This window comes from Amycolatopsis coloradensis, assembly GCF_037997115.1.
Lineage (GTDB): Bacteria > Actinomycetota > Actinomycetes > Mycobacteriales > Pseudonocardiaceae > Amycolatopsis > Amycolatopsis coloradensis_A.
Genome location: NZ_CP150484.1, coordinates 5,751,742 through 5,767,981, shown reverse-complemented (window position 1 = coordinate 5,767,981; position 16,240 = coordinate 5,751,742). Strand labels below are relative to the sequence as shown.

Below are 16,240 nucleotides of genomic sequence, written 5' to 3'. Positions count from 1 at the left end.
CCCATGCGCACCACCAGAACCCGACGCCTTGCCGGAGCGATCGCGCTCGCGCTGACGGTCGCGACCGCGGCCACCGCCTGCGGTTCCGGCGAAGACGGCAAGGCCGCCGACGGCGGTCAGACCCGGGTGTTCGCCGCCGACAACGGCCAGATCACCATCCCGGTCTCGCCGAAGCGGGTCATCGCCACCGGCTACGCCGTGCCGGCCCTGCTTGAAGCGGGCGCGCCGCTGGTCGGGGTGTCCAGCTGGAAGCGCGGCATCCCGCTGTTCAACGAGCAGGAGCGCAAGAAGTACGACGAGCTGGCGAAGGTCGCGGGCGAGTCGGCGTCGGAGACGAACTACGAGGCGATCGCGCAGGCGGATCCGGACCTCATCGTCATCGGTGTGCCGAAGCCGGTGCTCGCCGACATCGACATCAAGCGGCTCGAAGCGATCGCGCCGGTCGTGGCGATCGGCCCGTCGGTGCCGTCGATGTGGCGCGAGCTGTCGCGCAAGCAGGCCGACGCCGCCGGCGCGGCCGCCGGGTTCGACGCGCTCAAGACCGCGTACGACACCAAGGCCAAGGGGCTGGCCGAGAAGTACAAGGCCGTGCTGCCGCAGCTGAAGCTGGGGCACGTCGGAGCGTACGGCGAGGTCGCCAAGGGCAATTTCCAGCGTGAGTTCAACGGTTCCTGGGGCACCAACGTCGCGCAGGACATCGGCGCCACCTACTACGGCCAGGTCAAGGTCAAGGGCGGCGGCTCCAAGGACGTCAGCGAGTACCCGTCGATCGAAGAGCTCTCGACGGCGTTCGCCGAGGCCGACGCCATCACCTACTCGGTCAGCGCCGACGGTTCCGTGCCCGCGCCCGTCAAGTACGTCCTCGACTCGCCGCTGTGGAGGGAACTCCCCGCGGTGAAGGCGGGCAAGGTCTACCCGTTCCGCTTCACCGAGGCCGCCACCTACCGGGCCGCGACGTCCACTTTGGACGCCGTCGGCCAGGCGTTCGCGCCGCTGCTCGAGCAGTGACCACCACCGGGCGGTCCGCGCTGCTCGGCGCCGCACTGCTCGGGCTCGTCGTGGTCGCCGTGCTGAGCGTCGGCATCGGCGCGCACGCCATCGCCCCCGGCGAGGTCGTGCGCGCCCTGCTGGGCGACGGGAATCCGAGTGACCGGGCGGTGGTACTGGACATCCGGATGCCGAGGGCGGTGCTGGCGATCGGGGTCGGCGCGGCCCTCGCCGTCGGCGGTGTGCTCGTGCAGGCCTTGTCCCGCAACGCCTTGGCCGAACCCGGCGTGCTCGGTGTGACCGCCGGGGCCGGGTTCGCCATCGCGGTGGGGTCCTCGTTCGGGCTCGCCGCTTCGGCGCCCGCCGAGCTGGGCCTGGCGGTGCTGGGCGCGGTCGGCGCTTCGGCGCTGGTGTACGCGGTGGGCAGCAAGTCGCCGCTGCGGCTGGTGCTCGCCGGGACCGCGTTGAGCGCCGTGCTGCTGGGGCTCACCCTCGGCCTGCGGCTGCTGTTCCCGGACACCTTCGACGTCTACCGGTTCTGGTCGGTGGGTTCGCTGGCAGGACGTGAGCAGGCGCCGACCACGGTACCGCTGATCGTCATCGGCCTGTCCCTGTTGGGAGCGTTCGCGGTGAGCCGTCAGCTGAACGCGATCGCGCTCGGCGAGACGGTCGCGCGCACGCTCGGCGCGAACGTCGCCAGGGTCCGGACGATCACCCTGCTGCTGATCACGCTGATGGCGGGCGCGGCGACCGCGCTGGCCGGGCCGATCCTGTTCGTCGGGCTGATCGTGCCGCATCTGGCCCGGCGGGTGGCGGGCGCGTCGATCCCGTGGCTGATCGCGTTCGCCGCGCTGCTCGGCCCGGTCCTGATGCTGGCCGCGGACGTCGGCTCCCGGGTCCTGCTGCCGACCGGTGAGGTGCCGGTCGCGATCGTGACCGCGTTCCTCGGCGGCCCGGTGCTGATCTGGGCCGTCCGCAAATACGGGGCGGCGCCACTGTGAACACTGTGAACAGAGCGAGCGCCCTCGTCCTGAGGCGCGGGCGGTTCTCCGCCCGGCTGGAACGCCGCACCCTCGTCTTTCTCGTGGCGATGCTCGCGATCATCGCCGGTCTGACCCTGCTCGGGCTCTGCTACGGCGCGGCGTGGGCGAGTCCCGCCCGCGTGTTCACCGCACTCACGGGTTCCGGCGGCGGCCCCGGCGTGGTCATCCGCGAATGGCGCCTGCCGCGGGTACTGGCCGGGCTGGTGTTCGGTGCCGCGCTCGGCCTGGCGGGCGCGATCTTTCAAAACATCACCCGCAATCCACTGGGCAGCCCGGACGTGATCGGTCTCGACGCCGGCGCCTACACCGGCGCGCTGTTCGCGATCACCGTGCTCTCGGGGACGTCGACGCAGCTGACCGTCGGTTCGGTGCTCGGCGGCGTGATCACGGCGGCGATCGTGTACGCGTTGTCGCTCGGCGGCGGGCTGTCCGGGCTGCGGCTGATCGTCATCGGGATCGCGATCAACGCGATGCTGACCGCCTTCAACTCGTGGATCGTGCTGCGTGCCGAACTCGAGATCGCGATCGCGGCCGTCGGCTGGAACGCCGGTTCCCTCAACGGGATCGGCTGGGACGACGTCGCGATCCCGTTCGGGGTGCTCGCGGTGCTGTTCGTCGTGCTGTTCACCAGGGCGCCGGCGTTGCACCAGGCCGCGCTCGGCGGCGCGCTGGCGGTCACCACCGGTGTCCGCTGGGACCGGCTGCGGCTGGTGCTGGTGCTGATCGGGGTCGGCTGCACGGCCACGGTCACCGCCGTCGCCGGGCCGATCGCGTTCATCGCGCTGGCCGCCCCGCAGATCGGGCGGCGGCTGGCCCGCACGCCCGGTATTTCCCTGCTGCCCGCCGCCCTCACCGGCGCCGTGCTGCTGACCAGCGCCGACCTGGCCGCCCAGATGCTGCTCGCGCCGGAAGCGCTGCCGGTCGGTGTGGTCAGCACCGTGATCGGCGGCGGCTACCTGATCTGGCTGCTCACCAAGGAGGTGCGGCGCACATGAGTGCCCGCTTGACCGCCCGGGACCTGACCCTGCGCTACGGCGACCGGGTGGTGTCGACCCGGCTGAGCCTCGACGTGCCCGACCGCGCGTTCACCGCCGTCGTCGGACCGAACGCGTGTGGCAAGTCGACGTTGCTGCGCGCGTTCGTCCGGCTGCTTCGTCCGGCTGACGGCGATGTCCTGCTCGACGGCAAGGACGTCGGTTCCTTCCCCGGCAAGGGGCTGGCGCGGGAACTCGGGTTCCTGCCCCAAGACCCGGTGGCGCCGGAGGACGTCCGCGTCCGGCAGCTGGTCGCGCGCGGCCGGTTCCCGCACCAGTCGCTGTTCGCGTCGTGGTCCGAAGAGGACGAACGCGCGGTGCTCGAGGCGATGACCGCGGCCGGGGTGGCGGGGCTGGCCGACCGGCCGGTGCAGGAGCTTTCGGGTGGACAGCGTCAGCGCGTGTGGGTGGCGCTGGTGCTGGCGCAGAAGACGCCGTACCTGCTGCTCGACGAGCCGACGTCGTTCCTCGACATCGCGCACCAGTACCAGCTGCTGAACTTGCTGGCGCGCCTGCGCGACGAGGGCCGCACGGTGATCGCCGTCCTGCACGACATCAACCAGGCCTGCCGGTACGCCGATCATCTCGTGGCGTTGCGGGACGGCCTGATCGTCGCCGAGGGAGCGCCCGCCGACATCGTCGACGCCGAGCTGATGAAGGAGGTCTTCGATCTCCCGAGCGTCGTCGTGCCCGACCCGGTGACCGGAACCCCGATGGTGGTGCCCTCATGCTGAACCTCACCGGTGCCCAGCTGGGGATCTGGACCGCGCAACGCCTCGAACCCGACTCGCCTTACTACGTCGTCGGGGATGTCATCGAGATCGTCGGTGACAAGGCGGTCGACGTCGTCGCGCTGACCGAGGCGATCCGCGCGACCGCCGAGGAGGCCGACAGCCTGCGGCTGCGCGTCTTCGAGACGCCGGGCGGCCCGCGCCAGGTCGTGTCGGAAGACGCGGTACCGCTGCCGGAGGTCGTGGACCTGCGCGGTGAGGCCGATCCGGTGGCCGCCGCGCACGCGCGGGTGGACGCCGAACGCCGCCGCGTCGCCGAGGCGTGCCGCGGCATGGTGGACCGGCCCCTGTTCGCCCATCTCGTGCTGCGGCTTTCCGACTCGCATGTGTGGTTCACCCAGCTCGGGCACCACCTCGTGTTCGACGGCTACACCGCGGCGATGCTCGCCCGCCGGACAGCCGCTCACTACACCGCTTCGGTCCAAGGCAAGGAGATGCCGCCCTCGACGTTCGCCCGCTTCGCCGATCTCGTCGAGGCCGATCGCGCTTACCGCGAAAGCGAACGGTTCGAGCAGGATCGCGCGTACTGGCGCGAGCGGTTCACCCCGTTGCCGGGTCTCGATGACGGCGGCAGCGCGGCAGGCCCGCCCGAGCACATCGTGACCGCCCGGTCGGTCCTGCCCGCGTCGGACGTGGCGAGGTTGCGTGAACTGGGCAAACGCGCCGGGACGACGTGGGGCGACGCGCTGATCGCCTGCTACGCCGCGTTCCTGCACCGCGTGCTCGGCTGGACCGACGTCGTGTTCGCGATGCCGTTGATGTGCCGTGAAGGAGCCGCGCTGCGGACCCCGGCGATGGCGGTCAACGTGCTGCCGCTGCGGGTCACGGTGCTCCCGGAGGACTCGGCGGCCGAGCTGACCACGCGGGTCGCGGGCGCGCTGAAGGAGATGCGCACGCATCAGCGGTATCGCGGCGAGGACCTGCCCCAGGATCTCGCGGTGCCCGGCGCCGGGGCGCTGCTTCACGGCCGCGGCATCAACCTCAAGGCGTTCGACCTGAAGCTCGACTTCGCGGGCTCGCACGGCACCATGCGCAACGTCGCGGGCGGGCCGCCGGAGGACATGGGGCTGTCGGTGCTCCCGACCTCGGACGGCGGGCTGTTGCTCGGTTTCGAGGTCGACGCGCGGACCCACGACCAGGCCGCCGTCGATGCCAAGCTGACCGCGCTGCGCTGCCTGATCACCGCGCTGACCGAACCGGACGGCCCAGCGGTCGCCGGTGCCGACTTGGTGCCGCCGGGGGAGCGGGACACCTTGCTGGAGGCGTGGTCCACCCCCGCCCCGGACAGCGAACTCCTTGGTGTACCTGAACTTCTCGCGCGACTCGATCCCGAGCAGACCGCACTGGTCTTCGGTGAAGAACGGCTGGGCGCGGGCGAACTCGTCACAAGGGTGCACCGTCTCGCCCGGGCCTTGCGGGCACGCGGCGTCGGGGCCGACGACGTCGTCGCGCTGGCCCTGCCGCGGTCCGCGGATCTCGTCGTCGCCCTGCTGGCGGTGCTCGACGCCGGGGCCGCCTTCCTGCCGCTGGATCTGGCCCATCCGGTCGAGCGGCTGCGGGAGCTCGCCGCCGAAGCGGGCGCGGTGCTCACCGTGGCCCACGACCCGGAGATCGTGCCGGGGCCGCAACTGCTGCTGGGCGAGACCGATCTGTCCACTCTGGACTCCTCGCCGCTGGATGTTCCGCGTCATCCGGAACATCTCGCGTACGTCATCTTCACCTCCGGCTCCACCGGGCGTCCCAAGGGTGTCCTCGGCCGGGTCGGCGGGCTCGCGACGCTGCTGCGCCATCACCGCGCGACCACGGTCGCCGAGACCGAACGCGCCGCGGGCAGGCGGCTGCGCGTCGCGCACACCTACTCGTTCGCCTTCGACTCCGCGCTCGACCAGCTGATGTGGCTGCTGTTCGGGCACGAGCTGCACGTCTACGGCACCGACGTCGCGCGGGACGCCGACGAACTGCTGGCCGCGTTCGCCCGCGACCGGATCGACGTCGTCGACACCACACCGTCGATGGCCACGCCGCTCGTCGACGCCGGGCTGCTCGACGGCCCGAACCCACCCGCGCTGCTCGTCCTCGGCGGCGAGGCGACTCCGCCCGCGCTGTGGCGCCGGGTCGCGGAGTCGGGTGTCCGCGCCCGCAACATGTACGGCCCGACCGAGGCCACTGTGGACGGAGCCGGATCCTGGCTGGACGACGGGGAGCCGACGATCGGCACCGCGGTGCCCGGGACGGCGGTCCGGGTGCTCGACGCCGCGCTGCGTCCGGCGCCCGCCGGAACGCCGGGTGAGCTGTACCTCGCGGGGCCGCATCTGGCGCGCGGCTATCTCGGGCGTCCCGGCGCGACCGGCGAACGGTTCGTCGCCGACCCGTTCGGCGCGCCCGGCGACCGGATGTACCGCACCGGCGACCTGGCCCGCTGGGTGCCCGGTCGCGGTCTGGAGTACCTGGGCCGCCGCGACGGCCAGGTGAAGGTGCGCGGCCACCGTGTCGAACTCGGCGAGGTCGAGGCCGCCTTGGCCGCCGTTCCCGGAGTGCGTGCGGCCGCCGCCGCGGTGCGCGGCCCCCGGCTCATCGGCTACGTCGTCGGCGAGGTCGTCCCGGACGAGGTCCGCGCGGAACTCGCCGGGCGGGTGCCCGAGCATCTCGTGCCCGCCGCGGTGGTCGTGCTCGACACGCTTCCGTTGACCTCCAACGGGAAGATCGACCGGGCCGCGTTGCCCGCCCCGCGCGCGGCGGCCGGAAGGACCGCCGCCACCGAACGCGAACGGCTGCTGTGCGCCACCATCGCCGAGGTGATCGGCGTCGAGGAAGTCGCCGTCGACGACGACTTCTTCGCGCTGGGCGGTGACAGCATCACCGCGATCAGCGTCAGCAGCAGGCTCCGCGCCCACGGCCTAGACCTGCGGCCGCGTGATCTGCTCGCCCGCCGCAGCTTCGAGGCGCTGGCCGCGGCGAGCGCGGAGATCGGCGGCCCGGCCGCACCGCCGGACGAGCCGATCGGCGTGGTGCCTGCCCCGCCCATCGTCCGCGCCCTGCTCGACCCGCATCCGGACGTCGCGACGTTCGCCGGGTACACGCAATGGACCGCGCTCCGGCTCGACGAGGATCTTCTTCCCGCCCGGCTAACCGAAGGCGTCCAAACGCTGCTGGACCACCACGACGTCCTGCGTTTGCATTTAGAGGACGAAATGCGGGTTCGCGAACGCGGGGCCGTGAAGGCGTCCGACGTGGTGATCGAGACGACGGGGGACCCGGCCGAGGTCGCGGCGGAACTGGCGGAGTCCCTTGATCTCCGCGCGGGTGTCCTGAAGGTCGCGTTGCTGCCGGATCACCTCGTCATCGTGCTCCACCACCTGGCGGTCGACGGTGTCTCCTGGCGGGTGTTGCTGCCGGATCTGCGCGCCGCGTGCGCCGGTGAAGTGCTCGAACCGGTCGGGACCTCCTGGCGGCGTCACGCGCTTCTTCTCGCGGAGCAAGGGACTTCCGGTGCCCGGCGCGGCGAACTCGAACACTGGCGTGGCGCGCTCGACGGCCCGCGCCTCGGCCACCGGCCGCTCGATCGGACCGCCGACACGGTCGCGACCGCACGGCGTTCGGTCACCGTCGCCACCCCGGAGCAGACCGACGCGGTGCTCACCGCCTTGCCCGCCGCCTACCGCGCCGGACCCGACGACGTCCTGCTCGCCGCGCTCGTGCTCGCCCTCCGGTCGTGGCGGGGTGCTCCGGTCGAGGCGGAAACCGTGTCCCTCGAAGGACACGGCCGGGATCAAGACGGTCTGGACCTTTCGCGCACCGTCGGCTGGTTCACCGCCGAACATCCGTTGCGGGTTCCCGCCACCGCGGTGGCGGCGACCACGGACTTCGAAAGCGCGCTCACCGGCGGAGACGCGGCGGGAAGGCTGCTGCGAGCCGCCAAGGAGGCCAAACGCGGCGTTCCGGACAACGGCGTCGGCTTCGGCGTCCTGCGGTATCTCGACCCGCTGACCCGGGACGAACTCGCCGCCGTCCCACCGCCGGACGTCGTCCTGAACTACCTCGGCCGGTTCGCGGCACTGCCCGGCACCGGCTGGCGGCTGCCGGAGGAGGACCCGTTCGCGGTCACCGAACCGGCGGCGAAGTCGCTGGAACAGGTACTGGCGCTGAACTGCTTCGTCCGCGAGGACGGCCGTCCCCGGCTCGCCGTCGAATGGACCGCTGCGGGCGAGGTCCTGCCACAGGAAAGCGTTGCGGCGCTTCAGGAAGCGTGGTCCCGAGCGCTGGACGCCCTGACCGCGCACGCGGCGCGGATCGGACCGGATGGAGGCGGGCTCACGCCGTCGGATCTGCCGTTGGTCGGCCTCGACCAGGCCGACATCGACGCGCTCGAACGCCGGGGCCGGCTCGAAGACGTGTTGCCCGCGACCCCGTTGCAGACCGGGCTTTCGTTCCACACTCTGGCGCGCGGCACCGAAGACACCGACGTCTACGTGGTGCAGGCCGTCACCCTGCTCAGCGGCGCGCTCGACGCCGGCCGCATGCGGGAGGCCGCGGCGGAAATGCTGCGGCGGCATCCCGCGTTGCGCGTCCACCTGCACACCACCGACGCGGGCGAGGTCGTCCAGGTGGTGCCCGCCGAGGTCACGCTGGACTGGCGGTTCGCGAGCGTGTCCCCCGACGAGGTCGAGGCCGAGTGCCGCGCCGAACTCGCCCGTCCCTTCGATCCGGCGACTCCGCCGCTGATCCGGTTCCTGCTGCTGACCCTCGCCCCGGACGAGCACCGCCTGGTGCTCACCAACCACCACGCGCTGCTCGACGGCTGGTCGATGCCGTTGGTCGGCCGCACGCTGCTGGCCACCTACGCCGAACTCGGCGGCGGCCCGGCCGCCCCGGTCGCGCCCCCGCTTGCGGAGTACCACCGCGTGCTCGGCGAACGCGACCCGGACGCGGCATCGGAGGCGTGGCGCGAGGCGCTGGCCGGACTCGAGGAAGGAACGCGGCTCGCCCCGGCGAGCGTCGAGACCACTGTGGAGCGTCCGGAACGCGTCATCGTGGAACTGGGCGGGGAATTCAGCGAGCGGTTGCGCGCCTTCTCCCGTGAACGCGGGATCACCCCGACGACGGTGTTCCAGACCGCGTGGGGAGTGCTGCTCGCCAGGCTGACCGGCCGTCGCGACGTGGTCTTCGGCTGCCCGGTCTCCGGCCGCCCGGCCGACGTCCCCGGCGTCGAGCGCATGATCGGGCAGCTCGGCAGCACGATCCCGGTACGCGTGCGCTTCGACGCCGCCGACACCGCGGTCACCGTGCTGGAGCGCGTGCACACCGAAAGCGTCCGGCTCACCGATCACCATCACGCCGGGCTGCCGGACATCCAGCGCGCGGCCGGCGTCGGCGACCTGTTCGACACGATGCTCGTGATGGAGAACTTCCCGCTCTCCAGCCGCGCCCGCACCACGCCGGCGCCCGGCCTCGATCTCGTCGGCGTCGACATCACCGACGCCACGCACTACCCGCTCACGGTGATCGTGCTGCCCGGCGACGAGTTCACCGTCGGCCTCGGCTACCAGCCTCAGGCGTTCACCCGCGAGGAGGCCGAGTCCTACGGTCGGTGGCTGCGTGCCGTGCTGCACGAGATCGTGGCCGATCCGGCGCGGCCGGTCTCTCGGCTGCGCGCACTCGACGCCGAGGAAGAACGCGCGATGCTGCGCCTCGGCGAAGGACCGGAACCGAAGCGCGAACGCGGCGGCATGCTGGAGGAGTTCGGCCGCTGGGTCCGGGAGACCCCGGACGCGGAAGCCGTCGTGTGCCGGGACCGGAGCCTGACCTACGCCGAACTGGACCGTCGCGCCAACCGGCTCGCGAACACCCTGATCGACGCCGGAGTGAAACCACAGGATCCGGTCGCGGTCCTGCTGCGCCGTGACGTCGACCTCGTGGTCGCCTTGTTCGGCGTGATCAAGGCGGGCGCGGTGCACGTGCCGATGGACCCGGACTATCCGGCCGACCGGCTGGCGTACATGCTCGGCGACATCGAGCCCGCCGCCGTCGTGTCCACTTCGGACGTCGACGGCCTTCCGGTGATCGACCCGGCCGATCTGTCCACTGAGGACACCGATCCGGGAATCCGGCTGAGCGAGGACGCGATCGCCTACGTCATCTACACCTCCGGCACCACCGGCAAACCGAAGGGTGTGGCGGTGCCGCATCGCGGTGTCCCGAGCCTGATCGCGCTGCAGGAGGACATCGTCGGGATCGGGACCGCCGAGCGGTACCTGCATTTCGCCTCGACGAGTTTCGACGTCGCCTTCTGGCAGTTCATGCTGCCGCTGCTGTCCGGAGGCACGTCGGTGATCGCGCCGGAGGAGGTACGGGTCTCCGGTGACGATCTGCTGGCCTACGCCGCCGAACACCGCGTCACCGGGCTCAACCTGCTGCCCTCGTTCCTCTCCGCGATGCCCGACGACGCGACCGTCGACCCGGACGTGTTCTTCGTCGTCGGCGCCGAACGGCTCGACCCGGAACTGGCCCGGCGCTGGGGGAACCGGCGCGCGCTGTTCAACGCCTACGGCCCGACCGAGGTCACCATCAACTCGGTCACCTGGCACTACGACCCGGCCGACCCCGGCCCGCTCCCGATCGGCCGCCCGGACCCGGAGGTCCGCGCGTACGTGCTCGACGGCGGACTGCTCCCGGTCGGGACGAACGTGACCGGCGAGCTGTACCTGGCCGGGCCGAAGCTCGCGCAGGGCTATGTCGGCCGGGCGGCGCTGACCGCCGAACGGTTCGTCGCCGACCCGTTCGGGCCGCCGGGGGAGCGCATGTACCGCACCGGCGACCTGGTCCGCTGGCGGCCGGACGGGCAGATCGTCTTCCTCGGCCGCGCCGACCACCAGGTCAAACTGCGCGGGTTCCGGATCGAACTCGGCGAGATCGAGACCGCGCTGACCGCCCACGATGACGTGCGCGCCGCCGCGGTGATCGTCCGGGAGGACCGGTTGGTCGCGTACTTCGTCCCCGTGGACGGTGCCGAACCCGACCCGGCCGCGCTGCGCGCACACCTCGCGGCGGAGCTGCCCGCGTACATGGTGCCGACCGCGTTCGTCGCGCTGGACCGGCTTCCGCTCGGACCGAGCGGCAAGCTGGACCGCGCCGCGCTGCCCGCGCCGGAAGCCCGCTCCGACGGCGGACGGGAACCCGTCACCCCGGCGGAAGCGGTGTTGCTGCGAGTGGTCCGCGATCTGCTCGGACCCGACGTCGGGCTGGACGACGGCTTCCTGGACGCGGGCGGCGACAGCATCGCCTCGCTGCGGGTCGTCTCCGGTGCCCGCCGCGAAGGGCTGCACCTGACCGCGCGCGACGTCCTCGAAGGCGGCACGGTCGCGGGGATCGCCGCGCGCTGTGGCGAACCCGAACAGGCCGAGGAAGCTCACGCCGTCGGCGATGCCCCGCTCACGCCGATCATGCGCGATCTGTTGCGGCGCGCGGGAAAGGCGGCCGACGGGTTCTGCCAATGGGTCGAGATCTGCGTGCCTTCGGCGGACGACGTCCCTCGCTGGACCGCGGTGCTCGACGCCGTTCTCGCCCGCCACGACGTCCTGCGCGCACATCTGGTCGAAGACGCGCTTCGTGTCCCGGACGTCGGCGCCGTGACCGGTGCCGACGTGCTCACCGCCATCCGCGTGTCCCGTGATCCGCGCGCGGCGCTGGACGCGCAGGTCGTGCAGATCGCCGCGCGGATGGACCCCCGCACCGGCCCGCTGGTGCGGGCGGTCCTGGTGGACGTCGGCGAGGAGCGACCGGGGCGGTTGCTGCTGGTGGCGCACCACCTGGTCGCCGACGCGGTGACCTGGCGTGTCCTGCTCGACGACGTCGAACAGGCCTTCCACGGCAAGACCCTGCACCGGCGCGGGCAGTCGTTCCTGGGCTGGGCGCGGTCGCTGCGCGCGGCCGCCCCGCATCGAGAGGACGAATTGCCGTACTGGCGAGGGATCGCCGCCGCGCCGGAGACCACGCTCGGCCGCACCCGGCTCGATCCGGCGCGCGACACCGTGGCGACCGCCCGGCACCACCGGCTCGACATCGGCGAGGACACCACCCACGCCGTGCTCACCGCGCTGCCCACGGCGTATCGCACGGGCCCGGACACCGTGCTGCTGACCGCGCTCGCCCGCGCTGTCGCCGCCTGGCGCGGGACCGTCGCCGATCTGGTCGTCGCCGTCGAAAGTCACGGAAGGCCGGGACACACCCCGGACTTCACGGGCACGGTCGATCTGGCGCAGACCGCCGGCTGGTTCACCGCCGTGCATCCGGCGCGGATCGCCCCACCGGACGGACCGTTGCCGGACGCGCTGCGGGCGGTGCGCGACCATCTGCGCGCGGCGGGGGACGGCCTCGGGCACGGAATCCTCGGCGTCGGCGGCCCGCGGCCCGAGATCGCCTGGAACTATCTCGGCCGGTTCCCCGAGGCTCCGGTCGCGGAGACCCTGTGGCAGCGCCCGCCGGACGCCGATCCGCTCGGTTCCGGCGGTGGTGCGGAGATGCCACTGCCGTACGCGCTCACGGTGAACGCGATGGTCCCCGACGGTGGCACGCTCGGTGTCCGCTTCACGTGGCCGTCCGCGGTGTTCACCGAAGACGAGATCGTCGTGCTGGGCGAGCATTTCCGCCGGGAGTTGGACGCCCTCGCAGCCGACGTGCCAGGGCCCGGTGAGATCATGCCGCTGACCCCGTTGCAGGAGGTGATCCTGCGCGAGTCCCGCGCGGCGGAGGAGGATCCGTATCCGGTGCAGGCCGCGTTCACGCTGTCCGGTGACCTCGACGTCGAGGCACTGCGGGCGGCGGCGACCGCGCTGGTCCGACGGCAGCCGAACCTGGGCGCGGTGTTCCCGGCGTCGCACGAGGTCCAGGTGATCCCCGCGGAGCCGCGGGCCGGGTTCCGTGTCCGCGAAGTGTCCGAAGTGGACGCCGCGCTGGACGAGGAACTCGCCGAGCCGTTCGACCTGGCCCATGGTCCATTGTGGCGGGTCACGGTGCTGCGGCATGGCCTCGCCCGGCAGACCCTCGTGCTGACCGGTCACCATCTGTTGTCCGACGGCTGGTCCGCGCCGCGCATCCTCGGCGAATTGTTCGCACTGTACGCGGGGAAGCCTTTGCCGGAGCCGGTGCCGCCGACCCGGTACACCCGCCTGCTCGCCGCGGCCGATCACTCGGCCGACGTCCGGGCCTGGCGGGCGGAACTCGCCGACCTGCCCGAAGGCGATCACGTGTCGCGTACCGACGGATCCGCCGAGCCCGCTCTGTTCACTGTGGACGCTCCACTGGTCGCGGAGCTGACCCGGCTGGGCGCGGCGCGGGGACTCACCGCCAACACCCTTCTACAGGGCGCGTGGGCGGCCGTCCTGGCGGCCCACGCCGGGCGCCGGGACGTCAGCTTCGGGGTGATGACCTCGAACCGGACATCCGATGTGGACGGTGTCGAGGACATCATCGGCCTGCTGGCGAACAGTGTCCCGGTCCGCGCCCGGTTCACCGGGACGGTCGCCGAGGCGCTCGCCGATTTGCAGGCGCGGCAGCATTCGATGGCCGGCCACCACCGGATCGGCCTGCCGGAGCTCGCGTCGCTGGCCGGCCGCGAGCGCCTGTTCGACAGCCTGCTCGTCTTCGAGAACTATCCGGTGGACCCGGCGAAACTGCGCGAACCCGCGCCCGGCCTGACCGTCACCGGGACGAGGTTCCGTGAACGCACGCACCATCCGGTGAGCGTCACCGTCGTCCCCGGCGAGCACGGCTGGGAAGGCGTTCTGTACACGAGGGAGACCGACGCCCGGTCGCTCGCCGACGACCTGGTCGGCTTCCTGCGGAAACTGCCGTCCTGGCTCGACGGTGACGCCGCGGGCTTCGTGGGGGAGCGGTGACCGCGCGCCCGATCGACGCCGCCCTGTGGCGCACGGCGGCCGTCCTGGTGCTCGGCACGTTCATGGCGACCTTGGACAGCACGATCGTCTCGGTCGGCGTCGACACCCTCGCCGACGAGTTCGGCGCGCCGGTCACCGGTGTCCAATGGGTGACGACGGCGTACCTGCTGGCCGTGGTCACGGCGGTACCGGCGTCGGGCTGGCTCGCCGACCGGTTCGGCGGCAGGCGGGTCTGGCTCACCGCCGTCGTCGTGTTCCTGCTGGCGTCGCTGTTGTGCGCGCTGGCGCCGACCCTGCCCGCGCTCATCGCCTTCCGTGTCCTGCAAGGGCTCGCGGGTGGCCTGCTGCCGCCGACCGGCCAGGCGCTCCTGGCACGAGCGGCAGGACCGGACCGGATCGGGCGCGTGATCAGCGTCGTCGGTCTCGTACCGCTGTTGTCGCCGGTGCTCGGCCCGATGGCGAGCGGCACGATCCTCGCCGTCGCGGACTGGCCATGGCTGTTCTATGTCAACCTCCCGATCGGTGTGGTGGCGGTGATCCTGGCCCGGCGCTGGGTTCCGGCGGGTGAACCCGGCGGCAAGGGTGCGCGCTTCGATTTCCGCGGCGCGCTGCTGCTTTCGCCGGGGCTCGCCGTCCTGGTCTTCGGGCTCACCTGGTTCGAGCAGGGGACGCCGGTGGTCGCCGGGATCGCCGTCGTGCTCGGCGTCGTGATGCTCGCGGCGTTCGTGCGGCACGGCCTGCTCGCCGAAGCGCCCTTGCTGGATCCACGCTTGTTCACGCGGCCTCCGTTCGGGGTCGCCGCGCTGGCGCTGGTGCTGCTCGGCGCGTCGGTGTTCGGCACGATGTTCCTGCTCCCGCTCTACCTGCAGCGTGGTCCCGGACTGTCCACTTGGGACACCGGACTGCTGCTGGTGCCCCAGGGCATCGGCGCGGCGGCCGGTTCCGTACTGGTGAACCGCCTGGTCGACCGGATCTCGCCGCGCACCCTGGTGCTGAGCGGGATCGGCCTGGTCGCCCTCGGCACCGCGCCCTTCACCCGGCTCGGTCCCGGTCTTCCGGACTGGGTCATCGTGCTTTCCTTGCTGTTACGCGGTTTCGGCGCGGCGATGATCGGCGCGCCGGTGATGACGATCGTCTACCGCCGGGTCGAACCCGCCCGGCTGCCCCGCGCCGCCGGGGCGCTGAACCTGCTCAACACGCTCGGCGGCTCGATCGGCACCGCGGTGCTGGCCGTGGTGCTGCAGGCCCGGCTGGCCGCCCGCGGCCCGGACGTCGCCGCGGCCTTCGCCGACGCCTTCTGGTGTGTTCTCGGCCTCGCCGTCGTGGCGGTGGCCGGTGCGACGCGGCTGCCCCGGGCCGGGGTGGCCGCCCCCGACAAGAAGAGAGGTCATGCGGATGCTTGACCAGGACACACTGCCCAGTCCGGCCGAAGTGGCCACAAGCGGCGTCGCGCCGGATGAGATCGTCCGGCACCGCGAAACCGTCGCGAACGTCCTCGCCCGCCGCGACTCCCGGCTGCTCGTCGTCGTGGGCCCGTGTTCCGTGCACGACACCGACGGCGCGCTCGAGTACGCGCACCGGCTCGCCGAGGCGTCCCGCCGGTTCGCCGACGATCTCGTCGTGGTCCTTCGCGCCTACCTGGAGAAACCGCGGACGATCGCGGGCTGGACCGGTCTGGTGCCCGACCCCACCCTGGACGGCAAGGGCGATCTCGCGTCCGGTGTCCGGATCGGACGGCGGTTCCTGGACGAGGCCGCCGCGACCGGGCTGCCGCTCGCGTACGAGTTCGTCGACCCGTTCCTCGCGCCGTACTTCGCGGACACCGTCAGCTGGGGCGCGATCGGCGCGCGGACCGTCGCGAGCCAGCCGCACCGGCACCTGGCGTCGTGGCTGCCGATGCCGGTGGGCATGAAGAACTGCGTGTCCGGGCGGCTGGACACGGCCGTCGCCGCGGTCCGGGCGGCCGCGCTGCCGCACGTGTTCCCGGGCGCCGCGGCCGACGGGCGCGCCCGGATCCAGCGCAGCGCCGGAAACCCGGACGCGCACCTCGTCCTGCGCGGTGGCCCGAAACCCAACCATCACGCGCACGCGATCGCGGACGCCCTCGACGCGCTGACCGCCGCCGGTCTGCCGCACCGGCTCGTCGTCGACGCCTCGCACGGCAACAGCGGGAAGGACCACGACCGGCAGCCCGTGGTCGTCGCCGACCTGGCGGACCAGATCTCCGCGGGCAACGACGCGCTGGCCGGGGTGATGATCGAGTCGTACCTCTCCGACGGCAGGCAGGACGTCGGTTTCGCGCGGCCCCGGCCGGACCTGAGTATCACGGACGCTTGCCTGGGCTGGGAGCGGACGGTTCCGCTGCTGGAGTCTCTCGCCTGCGCGAACGCGGTGCGGCGCATCGCCTCGTGAGCGGTGAGGGTGTCTTGGGTAGGCAGGTGGGCCGGGGGTGGTCGTGAGTGGCGATTCGGGTTCTGACCCGGATCGCCGTG

7 protein-coding genes are annotated in these 16,240 nt (G+C 72.4%); all 7 read left to right on the top strand.

The genetic code is table 11. The features are described from left to right. Positions 1-3 precede the first annotated feature (3 nt). Genes LCL61_RS26995 through LCL61_RS26965 form a run of 7 tightly spaced genes read left to right on the top strand, consistent with a single transcriptional unit; the run spans position 4 to position 16,160 of the window. Positions 4-1,008, top strand: coding sequence for an ABC transporter substrate-binding protein (locus tag LCL61_RS26995; RefSeq protein WP_340682311.1), 1,005 nt, complete (start codon positions 4-6; stop codon positions 1,006-1,008). Continuing rightward, positions 1,005-1,988: an iron ABC transporter permease gene (locus LCL61_RS26990; RefSeq protein WP_340682310.1), complete on the top strand. Its 984-nt coding sequence runs from the start codon at positions 1,005-1,007 to the stop codon at positions 1,986-1,988. The genes LCL61_RS26995 and LCL61_RS26990 overlap by 4 nt, the downstream gene beginning before the upstream one ends. Further along, positions 1,985-3,025: a FecCD family ABC transporter permease gene (locus LCL61_RS26985; protein ID WP_340682309.1), complete on the top strand. Its 1,041-nt coding sequence runs from the start codon at positions 1,985-1,987 to the stop codon at positions 3,023-3,025. The genes LCL61_RS26990 and LCL61_RS26985 overlap by 4 nt, the downstream gene beginning before the upstream one ends. Further along, positions 3,022-3,798 carry an ABC transporter ATP-binding protein gene (locus LCL61_RS26980; RefSeq protein WP_340682308.1) on the top strand — a complete coding sequence of 259 codons (777 nt, stop codon included), beginning with the start codon at positions 3,022-3,024 and terminating at the stop codon, positions 3,796-3,798. Before LCL61_RS26985 ends, LCL61_RS26980 begins: the two co-directional genes overlap by 4 nt. Beyond that, entirely contained in the window at positions 3,792-13,748 is a 9,957-nt protein-coding gene (locus tag LCL61_RS26975; RefSeq protein WP_340682307.1) for an amino acid adenylation domain-containing protein, read from the top strand. Before LCL61_RS26980 ends, LCL61_RS26975 begins: the two co-directional genes overlap by 7 nt. Beyond that, positions 13,745-15,151 carry a DHA2 family efflux MFS transporter permease subunit gene (locus LCL61_RS26970; RefSeq protein ID WP_340682306.1) on the top strand — a complete coding sequence of 469 codons (1,407 nt, stop codon included), beginning with the start codon at positions 13,745-13,747 and terminating at the stop codon, positions 15,149-15,151. The genes LCL61_RS26975 and LCL61_RS26970 overlap by 4 nt, the downstream gene beginning before the upstream one ends. Further along, the gene (locus LCL61_RS26965) at positions 15,138-16,160 is read left to right on the top strand and encodes a 3-deoxy-7-phosphoheptulonate synthase (RefSeq protein ID WP_340682305.1); all 1,023 of its coding nucleotides are present in this window, start codon (positions 15,138-15,140) and stop codon (positions 16,158-16,160) included. The genes LCL61_RS26970 and LCL61_RS26965 overlap by 14 nt, the downstream gene beginning before the upstream one ends. The last annotated feature ends 80 nt before the right edge of the window (positions 16,161-16,240 follow it).

Bases quoted from the DNA above. Each gene is read 5' to 3' on its own strand.
- LCL61_RS26995 (WP_340682311.1), top strand. From the start codon at position 4: ATGCGCACCACCAGAACCCGACGCCTTGCCGGAGCGATCGCGCTCGCG.
- LCL61_RS26980 (WP_340682308.1), top strand. From the start codon at position 3,022: ATGAGTGCCCGCTTGACCGCCCGGGACCTGACCCTGCGCTACGGCGAC.
- LCL61_RS26975 (WP_340682307.1), top strand. From the start codon at position 3,792: ATGCTGAACCTCACCGGTGCCCAGCTGGGGATCTGGACCGCGCAACGC.
- LCL61_RS26965 (WP_340682305.1), top strand. From the start codon at position 15,138: ATGCGGATGCTTGACCAGGACACACTGCCCAGTCCGGCCGAAGTGGCC.